The sequence below is a fragment of the Pseudomonas sp. 8BK genome (genome assembly GCF_902506475.1).
Lineage (GTDB): Bacteria > Pseudomonadota > Gammaproteobacteria > Pseudomonadales > Pseudomonadaceae > Aquipseudomonas > Aquipseudomonas anguilliseptica.
Genome location: NZ_LR733252.1, coordinates 4294487 through 4313200, shown reverse-complemented (window position 1 = coordinate 4313200; position 18714 = coordinate 4294487). Strand labels below are relative to the sequence as shown.

The 18714-nt window shown below is 62.5% G+C and carries 23 protein-coding genes and 1 riboswitch; of the genes, 15 read left to right on the top strand and 8 right to left on the bottom strand.

Annotation, left to right across the window (positions count from 1 at the left end):
* The first annotated feature begins 84 nt into the window (after nucleotides 1-84).
* Together ACIN8IBEIGE_RS20140 and ACIN8IBEIGE_RS20135 are read left to right on the top strand one after the other, a co-directional pair.
* On the top strand, nucleotides 85-969 hold the full coding sequence (locus ACIN8IBEIGE_RS20140; RefSeq protein ID WP_160016218.1) for a sugar nucleotide-binding protein: 885 nt from the start codon (nucleotides 85-87) through the stop codon (nucleotides 967-969).
* A complete protein-coding gene (locus ACIN8IBEIGE_RS20135) occupies nucleotides 962-1897 on the top strand; it encodes an NAD-dependent epimerase/dehydratase family protein (protein ID WP_160016217.1) in 936 nt (311 codons plus the stop codon). Before ACIN8IBEIGE_RS20140 ends, ACIN8IBEIGE_RS20135 begins: the two co-directional genes overlap by 8 nt.
* Nucleotides 1898-1951: 54 nt before the next feature.
* Here the strand turns inward: ACIN8IBEIGE_RS20135 and ACIN8IBEIGE_RS20130 are convergent, their stop codons facing one another.
* Complete coding sequence (locus ACIN8IBEIGE_RS20130) at nucleotides 1952-2638, bottom strand: OmpW family protein (RefSeq protein WP_160016216.1); 687 nt, start codon at nucleotides 2636-2638, stop codon at nucleotides 1952-1954.
* A gap of 241 nt (nucleotides 2639-2879) precedes the next feature.
* Here ACIN8IBEIGE_RS20130 and ACIN8IBEIGE_RS20125 point away from each other — a divergent pair, with 241 nt between their 5' ends.
* Genes ACIN8IBEIGE_RS20125 through ACIN8IBEIGE_RS20100 form a run of 6 tightly spaced genes read left to right on the top strand, consistent with a single transcriptional unit; the run spans nucleotide 2880 to nucleotide 7737 of the window.
* Complete coding sequence (locus ACIN8IBEIGE_RS20125) at nucleotides 2880-3650, top strand: DUF3450 domain-containing protein (protein ID WP_160016215.1); 771 nt, start codon at nucleotides 2880-2882, stop codon at nucleotides 3648-3650.
* Nucleotides 3647-4993 carry a MotA/TolQ/ExbB proton channel family protein gene (locus ACIN8IBEIGE_RS20120; RefSeq protein ID WP_160016214.1) on the top strand — a complete coding sequence of 449 codons (1347 nt, stop codon included), beginning with the start codon at nucleotides 3647-3649 and terminating at the stop codon, nucleotides 4991-4993. The genes ACIN8IBEIGE_RS20125 and ACIN8IBEIGE_RS20120 overlap by 4 nt, the downstream gene beginning before the upstream one ends.
* Complete coding sequence (locus ACIN8IBEIGE_RS20115; protein WP_090377279.1) at nucleotides 4986-5534, top strand: MotA/TolQ/ExbB proton channel family protein; 549 nt, start codon at nucleotides 4986-4988, stop codon at nucleotides 5532-5534. Before ACIN8IBEIGE_RS20120 ends, ACIN8IBEIGE_RS20115 begins: the two co-directional genes overlap by 8 nt.
* A gap of 10 nt (nucleotides 5535-5544) precedes the next feature.
* Nucleotides 5545-5955, top strand: coding sequence for a biopolymer transporter ExbD (locus tag ACIN8IBEIGE_RS20110; RefSeq protein WP_160016213.1), 411 nt, complete (start codon nucleotides 5545-5547; stop codon nucleotides 5953-5955).
* On the top strand, nucleotides 5955-6638 hold the full coding sequence (locus ACIN8IBEIGE_RS20105) for an energy transducer TonB (RefSeq protein WP_160016212.1): 684 nt from the start codon (nucleotides 5955-5957) through the stop codon (nucleotides 6636-6638). Before ACIN8IBEIGE_RS20110 ends, ACIN8IBEIGE_RS20105 begins: the two co-directional genes overlap by 1 nt.
* A 1-nt stretch (nucleotide 6639) precedes the next feature.
* Nucleotides 6640-7737 (top strand): tetratricopeptide repeat protein, encoded by a 1098-nt coding sequence (locus ACIN8IBEIGE_RS20100; protein WP_160016211.1) that lies wholly within the window; start codon nucleotides 6640-6642, stop codon nucleotides 7735-7737.
* Between the two features lie 78 nt (nucleotides 7738-7815).
* On the opposite strand, the gene ACIN8IBEIGE_RS20095 is transcribed toward ACIN8IBEIGE_RS20100, so the two are convergent.
* The 4 genes from ACIN8IBEIGE_RS20095 to ACIN8IBEIGE_RS20080 form a co-directional block, all read right to left on the bottom strand.
* Nucleotides 7816-8349, bottom strand: a complete 534-nt coding sequence (locus ACIN8IBEIGE_RS20095) for a DUF3299 domain-containing protein (protein ID WP_160016210.1) — start codon at nucleotides 8347-8349, stop codon at nucleotides 7816-7818.
* Nucleotides 8350-8357: 8 nt separating this feature from the next.
* On the bottom strand, nucleotides 8358-9623 hold the full coding sequence (locus tag ACIN8IBEIGE_RS20090; protein WP_160016209.1) for an ABC transporter permease: 1266 nt from the start codon (nucleotides 9621-9623) through the stop codon (nucleotides 8358-8360).
* A gap of 144 nt (nucleotides 9624-9767) precedes the next feature.
* On the bottom strand, nucleotides 9768-10478 hold the full coding sequence (locus tag ACIN8IBEIGE_RS20085; RefSeq protein ID WP_160016208.1) for an ABC transporter ATP-binding protein: 711 nt from the start codon (nucleotides 10476-10478) through the stop codon (nucleotides 9768-9770).
* Between the two features lie 47 nt (nucleotides 10479-10525).
* Entirely contained in the window at nucleotides 10526-11107 is a 582-nt protein-coding gene (locus ACIN8IBEIGE_RS20080) for a DUF2796 domain-containing protein (protein WP_160016207.1), read from the bottom strand.
* Nucleotides 11108-11233: 126 nt separating this feature from the next.
* On the opposite strand from ACIN8IBEIGE_RS20080, the gene ACIN8IBEIGE_RS20075 reads away from it, so the two are divergent.
* Nucleotides 11234-11572, top strand: coding sequence for a hypothetical protein (locus tag ACIN8IBEIGE_RS20075; RefSeq protein ID WP_160016206.1), 339 nt, complete (start codon nucleotides 11234-11236; stop codon nucleotides 11570-11572).
* A gap of 130 nt (nucleotides 11573-11702) precedes the next feature.
* Here ACIN8IBEIGE_RS20075 and trxA read toward each other — a convergent pair whose 3' ends face one another.
* The 3 genes from trxA to ACIN8IBEIGE_RS20060 form a co-directional block, all read right to left on the bottom strand.
* Nucleotides 11703-12575: a thioredoxin gene (trxA, locus tag ACIN8IBEIGE_RS20070; protein ID WP_160016205.1), complete on the bottom strand. Its 873-nt coding sequence runs from the start codon at nucleotides 12573-12575 to the stop codon at nucleotides 11703-11705.
* A gap of 71 nt (nucleotides 12576-12646) precedes the next feature.
* The gene (locus tag ACIN8IBEIGE_RS20065) at nucleotides 12647-13303 is read right to left on the bottom strand and encodes a methyltransferase (protein WP_160016204.1); all 657 of its coding nucleotides are present in this window, start codon (nucleotides 13301-13303) and stop codon (nucleotides 12647-12649) included.
* Nucleotides 13300-13755: a YbaY family lipoprotein gene (locus ACIN8IBEIGE_RS20060; RefSeq protein ID WP_160016203.1), complete on the bottom strand. Its 456-nt coding sequence runs from the start codon at nucleotides 13753-13755 to the stop codon at nucleotides 13300-13302. Before ACIN8IBEIGE_RS20060 ends, ACIN8IBEIGE_RS20065 begins: the two co-directional genes overlap by 4 nt.
* Before the next feature lie 116 nt (nucleotides 13756-13871).
* Here ACIN8IBEIGE_RS20060 and nrdR point away from each other — a divergent pair, with 116 nt between their 5' ends.
* The 6 genes from nrdR to nusB all read left to right on the top strand — a co-directional run bounded on the left by nrdR (nucleotide 13872) and on the right by nusB (nucleotide 18686).
* Entirely contained in the window at nucleotides 13872-14336 is a 465-nt protein-coding gene (nrdR, locus tag ACIN8IBEIGE_RS20055) for a transcriptional regulator NrdR (protein WP_160016202.1), read from the top strand.
* Between the two features lie 2 nt (nucleotides 14337-14338).
* Nucleotides 14339-15454 carry a bifunctional diaminohydroxyphosphoribosylaminopyrimidine deaminase/5-amino-6-(5-phosphoribosylamino)uracil reductase RibD gene (ribD, locus tag ACIN8IBEIGE_RS20050; RefSeq protein WP_160016201.1) on the top strand — a complete coding sequence of 372 codons (1116 nt, stop codon included), beginning with the start codon at nucleotides 14339-14341 and terminating at the stop codon, nucleotides 15452-15454.
* A gap of 117 nt (nucleotides 15455-15571) precedes the next feature.
* A riboswitch (FMN riboswitch) is annotated at nucleotides 15572-15733 on the top strand.
* A gap of 167 nt (nucleotides 15734-15900) precedes the next feature.
* Nucleotides 15901-16563: a riboflavin synthase gene (locus ACIN8IBEIGE_RS20045; protein ID WP_160016200.1), complete on the top strand. Its 663-nt coding sequence runs from the start codon at nucleotides 15901-15903 to the stop codon at nucleotides 16561-16563.
* A 12-nt stretch (nucleotides 16564-16575) separates the two neighbouring features.
* Nucleotides 16576-17670, top strand: coding sequence for a bifunctional 3,4-dihydroxy-2-butanone-4-phosphate synthase/GTP cyclohydrolase II (gene ribBA / locus ACIN8IBEIGE_RS20040; RefSeq protein WP_160016199.1), 1095 nt, complete (start codon nucleotides 16576-16578; stop codon nucleotides 17668-17670).
* A gap of 51 nt (nucleotides 17671-17721) precedes the next feature.
* Complete coding sequence (gene ribE, locus ACIN8IBEIGE_RS20035) at nucleotides 17722-18198, top strand: 6,7-dimethyl-8-ribityllumazine synthase (protein ID WP_087515564.1); 477 nt, start codon at nucleotides 17722-17724, stop codon at nucleotides 18196-18198.
* Nucleotides 18195-18686, top strand: a complete 492-nt coding sequence (gene nusB / locus ACIN8IBEIGE_RS20030) for a transcription antitermination factor NusB (RefSeq protein ID WP_160016198.1) — start codon at nucleotides 18195-18197, stop codon at nucleotides 18684-18686. Before ribE ends, nusB begins: the two co-directional genes overlap by 4 nt.
* Nucleotides 18687-18714 lie beyond the last annotated feature (28 nt).

Here is an 18714-nt window from a genome sequence, read left to right as displayed (position 1 = left end):
TTTTGGGGAAAATCCTTATGAAACAATTAGATATTCGTATTTCATCCGCACTCCCGTTCTGATCTGCTGAGTTAGCATTCGATCATGCGTATGCGGCTGATGCTGCTGGGTGGCGGTAATGCGCTGGGGCAGGCGTTGATTCGCCTTGGCGCCGAGGAGGACATTGGCTTTCTCGCGCCGCGTCCACCGGAGTCAGGCTGGGACCCCGCCAGCCTGACCCAGTTGCTCGACGACACTCGCCCCGATGCCCTGATCAACCTTGCGTACTACTTCGACTGGTTCCAGGCCGAAGTGGTCAGAGAGGTGCAGTTTGCTGCCCAGGAGCGTTCTGTCGAACGCCTGGCCGAGCTCTGTCAGCATCACCAGATCCGTCTGTTGCAACCCTCCAGCTACCGCGTCTTCGATGGTTCGCGAGCGACTGCCTACAGCGAGAAGGAAGAGCCGGTGCCGCTGGGCGTGCGTGGTCAGGCGCTGTGGCGCTTCGAGCAGCGCGTGCGGGCGATCTGCCCGCGGCATGTGTTGCTGCGTTTCGGCTGGTTGTTGGATGACAGCGCCAATGGCCTGCTCGGGCGCTTTCTTACCCGCGCCGCGCATGATGAGCCGCTGCTGCTGGCCGATGATCGGCGCGGCAACCCGACGCCTGTCGATGATGCGGCGCGGGTGATTCTCGCCGTGCTCAAGCAACTGGATTGCCAGACGCCACTGTGGGGCACCTACCATTACGGCGGGCATGAGGCGACCACTTCGCTGGCGCTGGGGCAGGCGGTGTTGAGTGAAGCGCGCAACTTCCGCAGCAATCTGGTCGATGAGGTGAGTCCGCAGGCGCACAGCGCGCGTCCGGATGCGGCTGAAGAACCGCAGCATGCGGTGCTGTCCTGCAAGAAGATTCTTCACACCTTCGGAATCAAGCCGCGCGCCTGGCGCTCGGGGTTGCCGAGCCTACTGGATCGTTATTACCGCCATGTCTGATTTGCGCCCTGTTCTGGTGACCGGCGGTGCCGGCTTTATTGGCTCGCATCTGGTCGATGCGCTGCTGGCGCAGGGTTATCCCGTACGGGTGTTGGACAACCTGTCGATGGGCAAACTGGCAAATCTGCCGCTGGATAATCCGCAGTTGCGGTTTATTGAGGGCGATGTGGCCGATGCCGCTGTGGTCGCGCAGGCGGTGGCCGGTTGTGCGGCGGTTGCGCACCTGGCAGCGGTGGCCTCGGTGCAGGCCTCGGTGGATGATCCGGTGGCGACTCATCAGAGTAATTTTGTCGGCACCTTGAATGTTTGTGAGGCGATGCGCCTGCATGGCGTCAAGCGTGTGCTGTTTGCCTCCAGTGCAGCGGTGTATGGCAACAATGGCGAAGGCTACGCGATTGATGAGGCCACCCCTAAGGCACCGCTGACGCCCTATGCCGCAGACAAACTGGCCAGTGAGCAGTACCTGGATTTCTATCGCCGCGAGCATGCTCTGGAACCGGCGATCTTCCGCTTCTTCAATATCTTCGGGCCGCGGCAGGATCCGTCCTCGCCGTACTCCGGGGTGATCAGTATCTTCACCCAGCGCGTCCAGCAGGGCTTGCCGATCAGCGTATTCGGCGATGGTGAGCAGACCCGCGACTTCTTCTATATCGAAGATTTAGTCGTGTTGCTGACCCAGGCGTTGACTGCTCCGCAGGTGGTGGAGGGGGCGGTGAACGTCGGCTGGAATCAGGCTGTGAGCCTGAATCAGCTGCTGGCGCAGATCGGCGAGCTGTGCGGTGGTTTGCCAGCGGTGAGTTACCAAGCGCCGCGTGCCGGCGATATTCGTCATTCGCGGGCGGATAACCAGCGCTTGCAGGCGCACTACCAATTACCCGTTGCGACGCCGATGGGCGAAGGGTTGCGCCGCCTGCTGGCGCAAGGATGAATCTGTTGAACCATAAGAAACCGGCCACAAAGGCCGGTTTTTTATGGCGGGCGCTTAGAACTTGTAGCCCAGGCCGACCATATAAACGAACGGATCTACGTCTACATCGACTTTCACCTTGTCACCCAGGATGTGGGTGGTACCGGTGGTTTCGATATCGATGTAGCGCACCTGGGCGTTGAGCATGATGTTGTCGGTCAGCATGTAGTCCATGCCTACCTGCGCGGCCAGGCCCCAGGAGTCCTTCATGTCCAGGCCGCTAAAGCCTTTGCCTTCCGCCTCGCTGCTCAGCTTGGTGTCGAAGAACCAGGTGTAGTTGATGCCCGCACCAACATAGGGCTGGAAGGCCGAGCTGGCGTCCAGCGGGTAATAGACAACGCTCAGGGTCGGCGGTAGGTGCTTGAGTTCGCCGAGTTTGCCGTTCAGGCCAGCAAAACCGCCCGGCATGCCTTTTACGCCGACGTTATGGCTGAACGGGGTGGCTGCCAGCAGCTCGATGCCGATGTTATTGGTCAGCATATAAGCGAAGTTCAGGCCTAGTTGGGTGTCGCTGTCCAGGGTCGCTTTGGTGCCGGCTACATCAGTGCCGAGTGCGCCAACCCAGATGTCACTGCTACTTTCCTGCGGATCAACGGTGATGGCACCGGCGCGCACGATGATGTCGCCAGCCTGGTGCGCGTGCGCCAGTGGGGCGGCAATGGCCAGGGCCAGCAGTGAAGCGGTAAACAGTGAAGTACGCATGATGTGCTCCCATAAAGCATCGGTTCGTATTGGCTGAGTACGATGTTAGGGGTGCGGATAAAACGACTGTTGATCCAGCTCAATAAAATAGCTAGCTATCTAAATATTCTTTTGCAGGCCATGAGAGGCGTGGTGTGCCGCGCTTTTGCCCTCACTGAGGGCTTCACACGGGTTGCTTGAGATGTGTGAGGCAGTTGATAATGGTTCTCTTTTTGCACGTTCTCTTAACAAGGAATGCCCCATGATCCCTCTGCCGAAGCGCCTGCTGGCAGTCGCTCTGGTTCTGGCCAGTGCGCCGCTCGCAGCGACTCCTCTGGATGCCGCGCTGGATGAAAGTCAGCAACTGGCCGCCGATGCCAAGGCCTCGCAGGCGCGCGTCGAGCAACTCGATGACGCCAGCCGGGAAATGCTTACCGAGTACCGCAATGCCTTGCAGCAGGCTGAGGCTTTGCAAGGTTATAACGCTCAGTTACGCGAACTGGTGGCAGCGCAGCGCAAAGAGCTGGCTGGCTATCAGCAGCAACTCGATGGCATCGAGCGCACTCAGGAGGCGGTGACGCCACAGATGCGCCGCATGGTCGAAGTGCTGGGTGAGTTTATTGCCGCTGACCTGCCGTTCCTGCCGGATGAGCGCAGTGATCGCCTGGCCCAGTTGCAGGACTTGCTGCCGCGTGCGGATGTCAGCCTGGCCGAGAAATACCGACGCATCCTCGAGGCTTATCAGGTGGAGAGCGACTACGGCCGCACCCTGGAAGCCTGGCGCGGTGAGCTGCCGAGTGAAGGCTCGTCGCGTAGCGTCGAGTTCCTCCGTCTGGGCCGGGTGATGCTGTATTTCCAGACCCTCGATGGTCATGAAAGTGGCTGGTGGAACCCGCAAACCCGCAGCTGGCAGCTGCTCGACGGCAGCGCCCGCCGCCCGTTGCGCCAAGCCATTGCGATTGCCCGCCAGGAGCAGGCCCCGGCCGTGCTTGACCTGCCCGTGAAGACCCTGGCGCTGGAGGCCAAGCCATGAATCGTCGTGTTCTCGCCTTTACCTTGGCCCTGCTACCCATCCTGGCTGGCGCTGCCGAGCCGCTGAGTCCGGATCAACTGCTGCAACGTATTCGCAGTGAGCGCGCGGCTGAAGTCAGCGCCATGCAAAGCCGCGAGCAGGCCTTTATTGCCGAGCGCGGCGAGCGTGCCCAACTGCTGGCCACTGCGCGCAGCGCCCTGGCCACACAGAAGGCCGAAGCCGAGCGACTGAAGGCCGAATTCGATCGTCAGGAAGCCGAATTGGCCGAACAGGAAAAACTCCTCAGCCAGCGCGCCGGTCACCTCGGTGAGTTGTTTGGCGTGGTCCGTCAGAGCGCCGGTGATGTCGCCGGCCAGTGGCAGGACAGCCTGCTCAATGCCCAGTACCCCGAGCGCCTGGCGCGTCTCAACGCGCTGGCCGAAAGCCGCACGCTGCCGTCTGCCGCCGACCTCGATGGCTACTGGATGCTGCTGCTCGAAGACCTGACCGCCAGCGGCCGGGTTGAACAGCTGCAATTGCCGGTGGTCGCTGCCGACGGCACGCGCAATGCGCAGGATGTGCTGCGGGTCGGCGCGTTTTCCGCCTACGGCGCCGATGCCTTCCTGCGGTATGACGCCGATGCCGGCGAGCTGCTGGCGCCGCCGCGTCAGCCGTCCGGCTTGGGTCAGGTCGCGGACTATCTGGACAGCGGCGCCGCAGTGGCCAGCCTGCCGGTTGACCCCAGTCGCGGCACCTTGCTGGCGCAGTTGCAGCGCGAGCCTGGTCTGTGGGATCGCGTACAACAGGGCGGGCTGGTCGGCTGGGTGATTCTGCTGCTCGGTGCGTTCGGTCTGCTTTTGGCTGTTTGGCGCATGGTCTACCTGACCCGCGTAGGCCGTGGCGTCAGTGCGCAGATGCATGACCTGAGTGCGCCGCGTGCCGACAACCCGCTGGGTCGGATCATCGGTGTACTCGGGCCGAAACCGCAGCTTTCTGATCTGGAAACCCTGGAGCTGAAACTCGACGAGGCGATCCTGCAGGAAACCCCGCCGCTGGAAAAAGGCCAGGGCCTGCTCAAGCTGCTCAGCGCCGTGGCGCCGCTGCTCGGTCTGCTCGGCACCGTGACCGGGATGATCGTCACTTTCCAGGCGATTACCCAGGGCGGTGGTGGCGATTCGCGGCTGATGGCCGACGGTATCTCGCAAGCGCTGGTGACCACTGTGCTGGGGCTGGTGGTGGCGATTCCGCTGCTATTCCTGCACACCCTGCTGGCCAGCCGCAGCAAGGGCCTGATACAGCTGCTTGAACAGCAAAGCGCCGGGCTGATTGCCCTGCACCTGTCCGGGGCGCCGCGCCGTGACTGATTGGCTGGCGCTGTGGTTGCGCCTGGTCGACAGCGGCCATGCCTTGCTCGACTTCATGAGCGCCGGTGGCGTGGTGATGTGGGCGTTGGCTGGCCTGTGCGTGGTGTTCTGGACCCTGGTATTCGAGCGCTTCTGGTACATGCGCCGGGTGTTCCCGGAGTGGGTCAGCGAGCGCCGTCAGGCCTGGCAGCAGGTGCTGAGCGACGACACTGGCAATTGGCAGCGTGCGGTGCGCAGTGCCTGGCTGGCCCAGGCGCAGCAACACCTGCTTGGCCCGCTGCGCCTGAGCAAGACTCTGGTGGCGATGTATCCGCTGCTGGGCTTGCTCGGCACGGTCAGCGGCATGGTCGCGGTGTTCGACGTGCTGGCCATCAACGGCACCGGTAACCCGCGCGGCATGGCGGCCGGGGTCTGGCAGGCGACCCTGCCGACCATGGCCGGCATGGTCTTGGCGATTAGTGGATTGTTCAGCCTGGCGCGCCTCGAACGCGATGCCCGCCGGGCTTTAGAGCGGCTGGCTGACCAGCTGCGTCACGACTGAGATTCGACACATGAGAATGCGCCGTCACCACCAGCAAGACGAAGACACCGGCATCGACCTGACGCCGATGCTCGACGTGGTCTTTATCATGCTGATCTTCTTTATCGTCACCAGCTCCTTTATCAAGGAAGCTGGCGTCGAAGTGCAGCGGCCCCAGGCGGAAACCGCCAGCCCGCAGGACAAAGGCAATATCCTTATCGCCATCACTGCTGATGGGCAGGTGTGGATGGACAAGAAAGTCGTCGATGTGCGCAGCGTGCGCGCCCACGTCGAGCGCATGCGCGTCGACCAGCCGGACGGCGCCGTGGTGGTTCAGGCCGATCAGGACGCGCGTACCGGCCTGGTGGTGCAGGTGATGGATCAGGCGCGCCTGGCCGGTGTGCAGGACGTGGCCTTGGCCGCTACGGCGGGAGCGCTTTGATGCGTTTGCCACTGTCTTTTGTCGCGGCCTGTGTGATGGCGCTGGCGCTGTTCGGCCTGATGCTCTACATGGTCGCGCCGCCCAGCAGCAAGCCGAGTGAGGAACCGTTGACGGTGGCCAATTTTGTCCGTCTCGACGGCGACTCCAGCGACACCGCGACGCGTACCCGCCAGCAGGCACCGCAACCGCCGCAAGCGCAAACGCCGCAAACCCCGACACCACCGACGCCGATGGCAGCGACCCCGAGCGCCAACCTGCCGGCCCTGGATCTGCCGGTGCCGAGCCTGAGCAGCGGCATTGCCGTGAACAGCGCGCCGACCCCGAGTTTGACGGGGCTGGCAGCAGGTGCCTCGGCGCCCAGTGCGCCAGCCCCGAGCGATGCCGGTGGTCAGCCCGGCGGCCCGGAAAGTGAAGTGATACCGCTCAACGATGTCAGCCCGGAATACCCGAGCTACGCAGTGGATCGAGGTATTGAGGGGCATGTGAAGCTGGCTTTCACCATCAACCGCACAGGAACCGTCGAAAATGTGCGGGTTATCGAAGCCAGTCCGCAGAACGTGTTTGAACGCGAAGCCCGCCGCGCCGCCGTGCGTTGGCGTTTTGCGCCGCGTACCGAAGGTGGCCTGGCGGTGGCCCGCGAAGCGGTGAAAACCCTACACTTCCGCCTGGAGAGAGGTCGCTGATATGTATCGTCTACTGTTGCTGATTGCGCTGTGTAGCGCTGGTGCCGCGCAGGCGGCTGGACAGAGTGTTGATCCGGGCGTGTTTCGCGCGCTGGATACCGCGCAGACCGCACAGAAGAAGGGCGACTACGCGGCCGCGCGCCGCGCTTTAGATGCCGCCAAGGGCACGCCGGGTAGCCTGGAAGAGGCGCTGCTGTGGCGCAGCCGCGGTTATCTGGCCTGGGCCGAAGGGCAGAATGCCCAGGCCATCGAGTTGCTGGAAAAGGTACTGAAGAGCGGCAAGCTGGATGCCGAGCTGCAGGCCGCCGAAGAGCTGAACCTGGCCCGCCTGAATCTGGTCGAGCGCCGCTACGCCCGCGTCGTGACCCTGCTCGCGCCGGGGCAGGCCAACGCCAATGAAGAGGTGCTGCAGATGCTGGTGCAGGCCTATCAGGGCCTCGGCCAGCCGGCCAAGGCGCTGCCGCTGGCCGAGCGCTATGTGCAAGCCAATCCGCAGGCCGCCGACAGCTGGTTGCAGTTCTTAGTCGCAATAAATGCGGACGTTAAACGCTATCCAGCCGCCGAGCGCTGGCAGCGCCAGTTGCTCGCACGCCAGCCGAATAACAGCCAGGGCTGGCGTCAGCTGGCGGCGCTGCAGCAGTTGAGCGGCAGCCATGACAAGTCGTTGGCGACCTTGCGCGCCGCCTACCAGAAGGGCCTGCGCTTCAATGAAAGCGAGCTGGATAACCTGGTGCTGCTGGCCGGCGCGGCCGATCAACCCTGGCAGGGCGCCAAGCTGCTCGCCGGCATGCTCGATCAGGGCCTGTTGCCGCGCACCAGTGCCCGTGAGGAACGATTGGGGCTGCTCTGGTGGCAAGCCCGTGAGCGGGCTCAGGCCGCGCTGGTGTTCCGTGACCTGGCGCAACGCTCGGGCGCGGCCAAGCATTGGCTGCACCTGGCCCAGCTGGAACTGGAGCAGGCGCGCTGGCAAGCCGGACTCGACGCCCTGGCCAAGGCCGAACGTGCCGGTGCCGAACGCAGCAAGGTGCGCGCCTGGCGCCAGTGGGCGGAAAGTGAGCTGAGTTATCAGCGTGACAAGCGCATCGCCAGCGCCGGCTAGTTGCTACCGACTGGTTACGCCCAATAAAAAGCCAGACATCAGGTCTGGCTTTTTATTGGCTGACGGCTACGCGGCGTGTTAGCTGTCCGGCAGCTCATAGGCGTAAATCTTTTCTGCTTCCATCTGATAACCGGCCTCGGCCAGCTCGCTACTGGTTTGTTCGACCTTGAGCGGGCCTTCGATCCAGAACGGCTGATACAGCGCATCGAGTAGCACGCCCAGTTCGCTGGTGACATGCACGATCTGGTTCGACGGCGGTGGTGGCACATGGATACACGCGCCGAAGTATGGCACCAGCAGGAACTCAGTCACTCGGCCTTCATCGGTGACATCCAGCGGCACGATATAGCCCGGCAATTTGACTGATTGGCCATCCAGCGCCTGCACCACCGGCGCGGCAGGCGATTGCTGCATGGCCGCCGGGCCTGCTTCATTCTGTGAGCCGGCGAGGGCGTCGGCCAGCTGCGAGAGGTCGTGGATCGGTGCCGGTTCAGTGACTTGTGGCGGTGCGTCGGCCGGGACCATTTCCGACCAAGTCAGCTCGCGCACCTCGGCGGCAGCCAGCGGCAGGGCCAGGGTAAGCAGCAGAGTGGCGAGCAGGGAACGGTGCATGTAAAGCCTCATAAACGGATCGATAAGCCATCGGCCAGGGATTGGCGATACGCGCGCCAGGCCGGTACACAGCCCATCAGCAGGGCGGCGCTCAGGATAGCGCCGAGCAGCGTCCACTCATAGCGGCTTGGCAAATTCAGCGGCAGGTACAGGCCGTAATTCGCCTGCACATAGCTCTGCGCTCCGGCAATGCCCAGGTACAGCAACAGCAAACCGATCAGCACCCCGGCCAGGGCCAGGGCAAAAGCTTCGACGATCAGCAGGCTGGCGATATGCCAGGGCCGTGCGCCGACCGAGCGCAGAATCGCCATCTCGCGGCGGCGCTCGTTCAGGCTGGTGAGAATCGCCGTAAGCATGCCGATCAGCCCGGTTAGCACCACAAACAGTGAAACCACAAACAGCGCCTTCTCGGCGGTACCCATCAGACTCCACAACTCCTGCAGCGCCACGCCAGGGAGGATTGCCAGCAGCGGCTCACCGCGAAATTCGTTGATCTCCCGTTGCAGGCTGAAGGTGGCAATCTTGCTATTGAGGCCTAGCAGAAAGGCGGTGATCTGCTTGGGTTGCAGGTCCATGGCCCGCGCCTGCTCGGCACTGACTTTGGCCGCGCCGCGTGCCGGCATGCCGTTCTGCCAGTCGACGTGCAGGGCTTCCATTCCGGCCAGGGAAATATGCAGGGTGCGGTCCACTGGGGTGCCGGTGCGTTTGAGGATGCCGACCACCTTGAACGGTTTGTCGTCATGCTTGACCAGGCTGATGGTGGCCACGCCGTGGGCCAGCACCAGTTCCTGATTGAGCTGGTAGTTGAGCGCTTGCGCCACTTCCGCGCCGAGCACCACTTCAAATGGATCATCGGCAAAGGCGCGGCCGCTGCTCAGCTGCAGTTGTTGGCTGCGGGCATAACGATAGTGTTCGAAGTACGCCGGGCTGGTGCCCATTACCCGATAGCCACGGTGCGAGTCGCCCAACGAGATCGGGATGGCCCATTTGACCTGACGGTGCTTGGCAAACTGCTCGAAGCTGTCCCAGCGAATATTGTTGGTGGCATTGCCGATACGAAACACCGAATAAAGCAGCAGGTTCACGCTGCCCGAGCGCGCGCCAACAATCAGGTCGGTTCCGCTGATGGTATTGGCAAAGCTGGCGCGGGCTTCGGTACGTACCCGCTCGACCGCGAGCAACAGGCATACAGAGAGCGCGATGGCGAACACCGTCAGCCAGGCGGTAAAGCGGCGGTTGCCCAGGCTGGCGAGGGCGAGGCGCAGTAGATACATCCTTAAATCTCCGTGAGCAGGCCGTTGAGAACCGTAGGCGAGGCAGCCGAGACAAGGCAAAAACAGGGGAGAAAGCGGAGTTTACTGGTGTAAATGAGCATTTCGAGTCTGTTTTAACGCCGTATCGACAACGTAGGTAGTTTCTCAATGGTCTGCGGGGCGAGTGGCTTTGTTCAGCTCGGCGAGCGACAGGCTGCGGTCGAATAAGCGCGCCAGGCTCTGGTCGTGGCTGACAAACAGCAGGCTGGAGCCCGCTTCGCGGCATTCGGCGAACAGCAGTTCGAGAAAGGCTTCGCGGGCATCCGCATCCAGCGCCGAGGTGGGTTCATCGGCGATCACCAACTCAGGCTGGCCGATCAGCGCACGCGCCGCCGCCACGCGCTGTTGCTGGCCGATCGACAGGTCACCGGCGCGGCGCTGCAGCAACTCCGGCTGGTGCAAGCCCAGATGGGCGAGCAGGGCGTTGGTGGCCTTGGCCACACTGCCATGGCGCTGCGCGGCGCGGCTGGTGCGCAGTTTGGAAAAATGGCAAGGCAGCTCGACGTTCTCACGCACCGAGAGAAACGGCAGCAAGTTGAACTGCTGGAAGATGTAGCCGGTGTGATCGACGCGGAAACGGTCGCGGGCGCTGGCGGACAGTGCGCTGAGGTCCTGATCGAGCAGGCGGATGCTGCCGCGATTGGGCTTCTGTACGCCGCCGAGCAGGCCGAGCAAGGTGGTCTTGCCGCTGCCGCTGGGGCCTTTGAGAAACAGGCTTTCGCCGCGTTGCAGGGTGAACGTGTCAATGTCCAGCAGCTCGGGCTGGCCGGGCCAGGCAAAGCCGAGGTGGGACAGTTGGATCAGGGCTGAACTCATAAAGTAAGCGGCCGGGTTACCCCGGCCGTTCTGCTGCAAAAAGGTGGTTAGAAACTCAGGGTCGGCTGTGCGGGCGTCAGCTCCAGACCCTGTTGGCCATTCGGGCCGATCAGTTGTACCTGAATTTTCTCGGTGGCGGGGAAGCGCTTGAACAGCTCGTCCAGGTCGAGTTGTTTCAGCTCTTCAGGCTTCTGGCAGTCGAGGCTGTAGTGCGCGTGGATCTCGCTGTGCTCGCTGCCATGGTCGTGCTCATGGTGTTCTTCGTGCTTATGCTCAGCAAAAAGTGGGCTTTCCAGCTCCTGTTTGCTGATATTGCAGTCGCCAGCGTTCACGCCGAACAGCGCCTGCGGTTGTTCCAGTTGGCTGCGCGCAGCTGCAACCTTGGCTTTGTCGGCGTCACTCTTGGCGGCATGCTCGAAGCCCACCAGGTTCATCGCCGGGCTATCCAGCTGCAAGTGCAGCATCTTGCCGTCAAGCACCACATTCAGCTGTGCCGCGCCATGTTCATGGGCATCCAGGCTGCCGTGCTCGGCGTGATCATGCTCGTGGTCGTGTTCATGGCTGTGTTCAGCAGCAAGGGCGGCAAAGGGCAGTAGGGCGAAAGGCAGGGCAAGCAGCAAGCGGCGCATGGCGGTCTCCGGTCGGAAATAATCACTTGTTACGTTATAACAACTTTGTGGTGTGCATGGCCAGCCTTGCTTGGCGACCTGCAGTGGACGTGGGAGCATGGCGATTGATCAATTGAGGGTAGAGTGATGGTGCGAATTCGTGGGCAAATCGGTGCCTGGCCGGTGGACCTGACGGTTGAGCTGGATGCGCAGGATTGGGCGCAGCTGGCCCAGCATGTGAGCCTTGAACCGCCCGCTGCGCCGGCAGCCGCTGCCGCGCCAGTGGGCAATGATGCGCTGTGGCAAACCACCCTGGAACTGTTGCGCCAGGCGGGGCAGATCGACGGGCCGCAGTTGCTTGGGCAGCTGGCCGGTCTGGCGGGTGGTGAGGCGGCGGGCAAGCGCCTGCTGGTGCGGTTGCGCCACTGCGCGCAGGTGCGCATGGAAACCGGTGTCGATGCGCCGATCTATCACTGGGTGGGTTAATAGGTGCTGACGCAGCGCCGGGGTAGGTGATCGAGCACCTGGTCTGTCGCGGCACAAAACGGTGTGCCGCCCAGCCCCTCCCACAGGTCTCGCTGTTCTCGTGGGAGGGGCCTTAGCCGCGAGGGGCTGTCTAGTAAATGGCCTGGTACAGCTTGCGACGGTAGGCCGTGACCAGCGGGTGGTCATTGCCCAGCAGGTCGAAGACTTGCAGCAGGGTCTTGTGTGGCAGGCCGTCTGCGTAGCTGCGGTTGCGGATAAACAGCTTGAGCAGGGCGTCCAGCGCCGGTTCGTAGTGCTGACGCGCCAGTTGCTGGATCGCGAGCTGGTAGCTCGCTTCATCATCATCGGTGTTCTGCGCCAGGCGGGTTTTCAGACTGGCGACGTCCGGCAGCTCGCTGGCCTGGCGCAGAAAGGTCAGCTGCGCACGGGCACCGGCCAGCGCCTGTTTATGTTCATCGCCTTTGACTGCGCCCAGCACCGCTTCGGCTTCGCCCAGCTCGCCGCGCTCAGCCAGGCAGCGCGCATAGAGAATCAGTGCGGCAGCGTGTTCATTGTTTTCTGTCAGGAGCACCTTGAGCAGCGCTTCGGCGTCGGCAAAGCGGCCTTCGCTGAACAGCGCCTGCGCCGCTTCCATCGGGTCGGCAGCCGCAGGAGCTGGTTCGGCCACATGCGGCTTGAGCATCTCGCGAATCGCCGACTCCGGTTGCGCGCCCGCAAAGCCGTCGACCGGCTGGCCATTCTTGAACAGCACCACGGTCGGCAGGCTGCGGATGCCAAAGCGGGCAACGATGTCCTGTTCGATATCGCAGTTGACCTTGGCCAGCAGCAATTCGCCGTTGTATTCCTCGGTGATCTTCGCCAGCAGCGGCATCAGCGCCTTGCACGGCGCGCACCAGTCGGCCCAGAAATCCACCAGCACCGGCTTCTGGAAGGAGTTCTCGATCACCAGCTGTTCGAAGCTGGCGCTGCCTGCGATATCAAAGATGTATGGGGAGTCGCTCATGGTCGGTCTCGGCGCTGCGAAAAATGGAATGGACTATAAATGTGTGCTGGGGCTGACGGATACAAGGGCTGCTAACTGCGTTCGGCGTGGTAAAGGCTGACATGGCGAAACTCCGCCGGCTCGGCCAGATCCGGCCAGGTGCAGGCTTCGAGGATGCCCAGGCGCTGATACAGCGGGTGTTGGAAATCGCGCACCCGCGAATCTGCCACCAGCGCTTCACGGCCACGGCTGAGAAACTGGTCGAGTAGCGGCAGGTTGGCGCGATCGTAGAGTACGTCGGCGACAATAATCAGGTCGAAGCGGTCGGTCTCGGCAAAGAAGTCCGTCGAGTAGCTCAGTTGCACCTCATTTAGCGCGGCATTGGCCTGGCAGGACGCAATCGCCAATGGATCAAGGTCGCAGGCTACCACTTCCAGGGCGCCGGCCTTGGCTGCGGCAATCGCCGCTACGCCGGAGCCCGCACCGAAATCCAGCACGCGTTTACCGCGCACCCATTCGGGGTGCTCGGCCAGCCAGCGCACCAGGACCAGGCCGCTGGCCCAGCAGAAGCACCAGTAGGGCGGTTCTTCGAGGATCAGCCGGGTTTCTTCCGGGCTGAAGCAGCGATTCATATTCGCTGGATCGATCAGCCATAACTTGATCGCGGTGCCGGGCAGGGTTTGCGCACTGAGTTGGGCGTCACCCAGCAGTTCGCTGAGTGCAGCCTGCAATTCGGCCGGTGCGGTCATGGTGCGGGCACCAGGCGCAGCTCGCCGAGTGCCTGGGTTTCGCCGCGCGCAATCGGTTGCGCGGGCAGGCGCAGAATCAGCCGGCCAGCCTGATTGGCGCGGCCGTGTAGCTCGATGCGACTGTGCTTGTTGAAGGTTTCCGGATTGAACGGCAGGCGAAATGCCAGCGGATTACCTGTGCCGCGCAGCTGGATATTGCCCAGCAGCGCTTGCGGCCGGCCGCGTTGATCGACGGCCAGCAGGGCCAGCTCGACATCCGCTGCGTTGGGTACATTCATCAGGCTGCCGCTCAGTTCGCGCTGATAGGCCGGCAGTGGCACCACGTCCGCAGGGGCTTGAACGGGGGCGGGCAAGGTGGGTTTTACGGGCGGCGGGCTGTCGCTGGCGCAGGCCGCCAGCAGCGCGGTCAGACTCACAGAAATCAGCGGTTGCAACGGCTTAGGGGCTTTCATGGTAGGCATCAACTTCGCTGGTTTGCATGGGCGCCTGTATACCGCAAAGCCCTCGGCTTGTCTTGCCCGCGGGATGCGCTACCATGGCCTCTTTCGTCCTAAGGCTAGCTTTATTTATGCACTGTCCCTTCTGCGGTGCCAATGACACCAAAGTGATCGACTCGCGCCTGGTTGCCGAGGGTGAGCAGGTGCGTCGTCGGCGTGAATGCCTGGCCTGTGAAGAGCGTTTCACCACGTTTGAAACCGCCGAACTGGTGATGCCCCGTTTGATCAAGCAGGACGGCAGTCGCCAACCCTTCGATGAAGACAAGCTGCGCGCCGGTATGCAGCGTGCGCTGGAGAAGCGTCCGGTGAGTATCGAGCGCCTGGAAGCGGCCATCGCCCATATCAAACACAAGCTGCGCGCCACCGGCGAGCGCGAGATCAAATCGCTGGTGCTCGGTGAGCTGGTCATGGGTGAGCTGCAGAAGCTCGATGAAGTCGCCTATATCCGCTTTGCCTCGGTGTACAAACGCTTTCAAGACCTCAACGAGTTCCGTGAGGAAATCGACCGTCTTTCCCGCGAACCTGTCAAAGGTTGACGATGAATTCAGATCACGCCTTTATGGCTCGCGCGCTGGAGCTGGCCCGTAAAGGCCTGTACTCCACCCACCCCAATCCGCGCGTTGGCTGCGTGATCGTGCGTGATGGGCGCATTGTTGGCGAAGGCTGGCATGCCCGCGCGGGCGAGCCTCACGCCGAAGTACACGCGCTGCGCCAGGCCGGCGACAAGGCCCGTGGCGCGACGGCCTACGTCACCCTGGAGCCCTGCAGCCATCACGGGCGCACGCCACCGTGCGCCGATGCGCTGATCAATGCCGGTATCACCCGCGTCGTAGCCGCCATGCAGGACCCTAATCCGCAGGTCGGTGGTGATGGCCTGCTGCGCTTGATGCACGCCGGTGTTGCGGTGCAGAGCGGCGTACTCGAGGTGGAAGCGCGGGCGCTGAATGCCGGCTTTATCAAACGAATGGAACAAGGCCTGCCGTTTGTGCGGGTCAAGCTGGCGATGAGCCTGGATGGGCGCACTGCCATGGCCAGCGGCGAAAGCCAGTGGATTACCGGCCCGGCCGCGCGTGCTGCGGTGCAGCGCCTGCGCGCCCGTTCCAGCGCGGTGTTGACCGGTGCCGACACGGTGCTGGCCGATGATGCGCGCCTGACTGTGCGTCCTGACGAGTTGGGCCTGGGAGCCGAGCTCAGTGCCTTGGCCCAGGCTCGGCCACCGCTGCGAGTGCTGGTTGATGGGCGTTTGCGCGTGCCGCTCAGTGTGCCGTTCTTCCAGGCTGGTGCCGCCATGGTGGCGACCTGCGCAGCCGCCTCGGCGCGTGATCGCTATCTGGACGATGGACATGAACTATTGGCCGTGCCCGGCAGCAACGGGCATGTTGACCTGCGCCGGCTGTTGGTCGAACTGGCCAGCCGTGGCGCCAATGAGGTGTTGGTTGAAGCCGGGCCGCGTCTGGCTGGGGCGTTTGCCCGCCTGGGCCTGGTGGATGAGTACCAGCTGTTTGTGGCGCCCAAACTGCTTGGCTCCAGTGCACGGCCGCTGCTCGACCTGCCGTTGGCGCGGATGGCTGATGCGCCGGCGCTGAAAATTGTCGAGATGCGCGCAGTCGGTGATGACTGGCGGATTATTGCGGTGCCGCAGTCGGCTGTTTGATGGGCAGCCATTAGCAATGACGAGTCATTAGCGATGGCACACCATTCAGGCTGTCGTTTGTCGATGCAGGGCGTCGGCAATTTGTGGTAAAACGCGTCTCGGCTGCGCAAGTAGTCGTAACGTTCTCAGGGCGGGGTGTGATTCCCCACCGGCGGTAATGGCCTCTAGCGCCTAGCCCGCGAGCGCTTGCAGCGGTTATGTGAATAGCTGGGGCAAGGTCAGCAGACCCGGTGTGATTCCGGGGCCGACGGTTAAAGTCCGGATAAAGAGAGAGCGGGATTGCCTCAACAAGGCGCGCCTAGGCGTGCCTCGAAATCCCTATCGATCAAACGCGCCCTGTTTTTTATAAAACAGGAGTTGGTTTAGATGTCTGATTTTTATTCCGTGCCCCGGGCTTCTGGTGTTATCCGCCAGTGCTTTGCCGTGGGCACGACGCAGGGGGTGGCATGTTTACCGGAATAGTCGAAGCCATAGGCAGCATCCGCGCACTGACGCCCAAGGGTGGCGATGTGCGGGTCTATGTGGAAACCGGCAAGCTGGATCTTGGTGACGTCAAGCTCGGTGACAGTATTGCGGTCAATGGCGTATGTCTGACAGCCGTGGAGCTGCCGGGTGACGGTTTCTGGGCCGATGTCAGTCGCGAAACTCTGGCGCATACCGCCTTTATCAGCTTGAAAGCTGGTAGCAAGGTCAATCTGGAGAAGGCGCTGACGCCTACCAGTCGCCTTGGTGGTCACTTGGTCAGCGGCCATGTGGATGGCGTGGGTGAAGTCATTGCCCGCGCCGATAACGCCCGCGCCGTGCAGTTCACCATTCGCGCGCCGCGCGAGCTGGCCAAGTACATCGCCCACAAGGGCTCGATCACCGTTGATGGCACCAGCCTGACGGTCAATGCGGTCAATGGCGCCGAGTTCGAGTTGACCATCGTGCCGCATACCCTGGCCGAGACCATCATGGTCGATTATCGCCCTGGTAGTCAGGTCAACCTTGAAGTCGACCTGCTGGCCCGTTACCTGGAGCGTCTGCTGCTCGGTGACAAGGCTGCCGAGCCGAAAGCCTCGGGCATGACTGCAAGTTTTCTCGCCGAACACGGCTACCTGAACAAATAAGGAATCGCCAGCATGGCTCTTAACAGTATCGAAGAACTGGTCGAAGACATCCGCGCCGGCAAGATGGTCATCCTGATGGATGACGAGGACCGCGAGAATGAAGGCGATCTGATCATCGCCTCCGAGTGCGTCACCGCCGAACATATCAATTTCATGGCGCGCTTTGCCCGTGGCCTGATCTGCATGCCGATGACCCGCGAGCGCTGCGAAACCCTCAAGCTGCCGCTGATGGCGCCGCGCAACGGTTCCGGTTTTGGCACCAAGTTCACTGTCTCCATCGAGGCCGCAGAAGGCGTGACCACCGGCATCTCTGCTGCCGACCGCGCGCGTACCGTGCAGGCCGCCGCCGCCAAGCACGCCAAAGCCGATGACATCGTCAGCCCTGGCCATATCTTCCCGCTGATGGCCCAGCCAGGTGGCGTGCTGGCCCGTGCCGGCCACACCGAAGCGGCCTGTGACCTGGCGCGCATGGGCGGTTTCGAGCCGAGTGGGGTGATCTGCGAAATCATGAACGACGACGGCACCATGTCGCGTCGCCCTGAGCTGGAAGTCTTCGCTGCCGAGCACGGCATCAAGATCGGCACCATTGCTGACCTGATCCACTACCGCTTGATCCACGAACGTACCGTTGAGCGCGTCAGCGAACAGGTGCTCGACAGCGAGCTGGGCCAGTTCAATCTGGTGACCTATCGTGACTCGGTGGAGAACGACGTGCACATGGCCCTGACCCTGGGCGAAATCTGCGCGGAAGAGCCAACGCTGGTACGGGTGCATAACATGGACCCGCTGCGCGACCTGTTTATGGTCAACCAGCCGGGTCGCTGGAGTCTGCGTGCAGCCATGGCCGAAGTGGCCAAGGATGGCAGCGGCGTGGTGCTGTTGTTGGGCAACCCGCTGACCGGCCCAGATCTGCTGGCTCACCTGGAGCGCCAGTTGGGTGGTGAGGCGAAAGTCGCCAATCCGACCACCTACAGCACCGTCGGTGCCGGTTCGCAGATTCTGCGCGACCTCGGCGTGCGCAAGATGCGCCTGATGAGTTCGCCGATGAAGTTCAATGCAATATCCGGTTTCGATCTGGAAGTTGTAGAATACCTGCCCTCCAAATAATCCCAAGGGTCGCCACTGGCGGCCCGGCTCTTTAAATAGACGAGACGCGTTATGACCCTGAAGACCATCGAAGGTACTTTTATCGCCCCCAAGGGCCGCTTTGCACTGGTCGTCGGCCGCTTTAACAGCTTCGTTGTCGAAAGCCTGGTAAGCGGCGCAGTTGACGCCCTGGTGCGCCATGGCGTGAGCGAAAGCGACATCACCATCATCCGCGCGCCGGGTGCCTTCGAAATCCCGCTGGTGGCACAGAAAGTCGCCCAGCGTGGTGATTTCGACGCCATCATCGCCCTCGGTGCCGTGATCCGTGGCGGCACTCCGCACTTCGAATACGTCGCTGGCGAATGCACCAAGGGCCTGGCCCAGGTGTCCATGGAGTTCGGCGTACCGGTTGCCTTTGGCGTGCTGACTGTCGATTCTATCGAGCAAGCCATTGAGCGTTCCGGCACCAAGGCCGGCAACAAAGGTGCGGAAGCTGCTTTGTCCGCCCTGGAAATGGTCAGCCTGCTGGCGCAGTTGGAGGCCAAGTGAGCCAGAACGACGGTAACGGGCAGCAGCCACAAGCGCCGAAGAAAGGCCCTAGCAACAAGACCCTCGCGCGCCGTCAGGCGCGCACTCTGGCTATGCAGGCGCTGTACTCCTGGCATATGGCTGGGCAGTCGCTGAACGAGATCGAAGCGCAGTTCCGCGTCGATAACGATTTCACTGCCGTGGACGGTGCCTACTTCCACGAGATTCTGCACGGTGTGCCGCGGCAGAAGACCGAGATTGATGGCGCGTTCGAATCGCTGCTCGACCGTCCGCTGGATGAGATCGACCCGGTGGAGTTGTCGATCCTGCGTCTGTCGACCTACGAGCTGAAAAACCGCATCGATATCCCTTATCGCGTGGTGATCAACGAAGGCATCGAACTGGCCAAGGTGTTTGGCGCCACCGACGGGCACAAGTTCGTCAATGGCGTGCTGGACAAGCTGGCACCGCGTCTACGCGCGGATGAAGTTCGCGCTAACAAGCGTTAAGGTTTGTTTGGATGCTTGATTTACGATC

Excerpts from the sequence above, each read along its gene's own strand:
- ACIN8IBEIGE_RS20105 (WP_160016212.1), top strand. The coding sequence starts at position 5,955 with ATGCGTTTGCCACTGTCTTTTGTCGCGGCCTGTGTGATGGCGCTGGCG.
- ACIN8IBEIGE_RS20075 (WP_160016206.1), top strand. The coding sequence starts at position 11,234 with ATGGTGCGAATTCGTGGGCAAATCGGTGCCTGGCCGGTGGACCTGACG.
- ACIN8IBEIGE_RS20120 (WP_160016214.1), top strand. The coding sequence starts at position 3,647 with ATGAATCGTCGTGTTCTCGCCTTTACCTTGGCCCTGCTACCCATCCTG.
- ACIN8IBEIGE_RS20080 (WP_160016207.1), bottom strand. The coding sequence starts at position 11,107 with ATGCGCCGCTTGCTGCTTGCCCTGCCTTTCGCCCTACTGCCCTTTGCC.
- ribD (WP_160016201.1), top strand. The coding sequence starts at position 14,339 with ATGAATTCAGATCACGCCTTTATGGCTCGCGCGCTGGAGCTGGCCCGT.
- ACIN8IBEIGE_RS20060 (WP_160016203.1), bottom strand. The coding sequence starts at position 13,755 with ATGAAAGCCCCTAAGCCGTTGCAACCGCTGATTTCTGTGAGTCTGACC.
- ACIN8IBEIGE_RS20085 (WP_160016208.1), bottom strand. The coding sequence starts at position 10,478 with ATGAGTTCAGCCCTGATCCAACTGTCCCACCTCGGCTTTGCCTGGCCC.
- ACIN8IBEIGE_RS20095 (WP_160016210.1), bottom strand. The coding sequence starts at position 8,349 with ATGCACCGTTCCCTGCTCGCCACTCTGCTGCTTACCCTGGCCCTGCCG.
- ACIN8IBEIGE_RS20125 (WP_160016215.1), top strand. The coding sequence starts at position 2,880 with ATGATCCCTCTGCCGAAGCGCCTGCTGGCAGTCGCTCTGGTTCTGGCC.
- ACIN8IBEIGE_RS20140 (WP_160016218.1), top strand. The coding sequence starts at position 85 with ATGCGTATGCGGCTGATGCTGCTGGGTGGCGGTAATGCGCTGGGGCAG.
- ACIN8IBEIGE_RS20130 (WP_160016216.1), bottom strand. The coding sequence starts at position 2,638 with ATGCGTACTTCACTGTTTACCGCTTCACTGCTGGCCCTGGCCATTGCC.
- ACIN8IBEIGE_RS20110 (WP_160016213.1), top strand. The coding sequence starts at position 5,545 with ATGAGAATGCGCCGTCACCACCAGCAAGACGAAGACACCGGCATCGAC.
- ribE (WP_087515564.1), top strand. The coding sequence starts at position 17,722 with ATGACCCTGAAGACCATCGAAGGTACTTTTATCGCCCCCAAGGGCCGC.
- ACIN8IBEIGE_RS20135 (WP_160016217.1), top strand. The coding sequence starts at position 962 with ATGTCTGATTTGCGCCCTGTTCTGGTGACCGGCGGTGCCGGCTTTATT.
- trxA (WP_160016205.1), bottom strand. The coding sequence starts at position 12,575 with ATGAGCGACTCCCCATACATCTTTGATATCGCAGGCAGCGCCAGCTTC.
- ribBA (WP_160016199.1), top strand. The coding sequence starts at position 16,576 with ATGGCTCTTAACAGTATCGAAGAACTGGTCGAAGACATCCGCGCCGGC.
- ACIN8IBEIGE_RS20100 (WP_160016211.1), top strand. The coding sequence starts at position 6,640 with ATGTATCGTCTACTGTTGCTGATTGCGCTGTGTAGCGCTGGTGCCGCG.
- ACIN8IBEIGE_RS20045 (WP_160016200.1), top strand. The coding sequence starts at position 15,901 with ATGTTTACCGGAATAGTCGAAGCCATAGGCAGCATCCGCGCACTGACG.
- ACIN8IBEIGE_RS20065 (WP_160016204.1), bottom strand. The coding sequence starts at position 13,303 with ATGACCGCACCGGCCGAATTGCAGGCTGCACTCAGCGAACTGCTGGGT.
- nrdR (WP_160016202.1), top strand. The coding sequence starts at position 13,872 with ATGCACTGTCCCTTCTGCGGTGCCAATGACACCAAAGTGATCGACTCG.
- ACIN8IBEIGE_RS20090 (WP_160016209.1), bottom strand. The coding sequence starts at position 9,623 with ATGTATCTACTGCGCCTCGCCCTCGCCAGCCTGGGCAACCGCCGCTTT.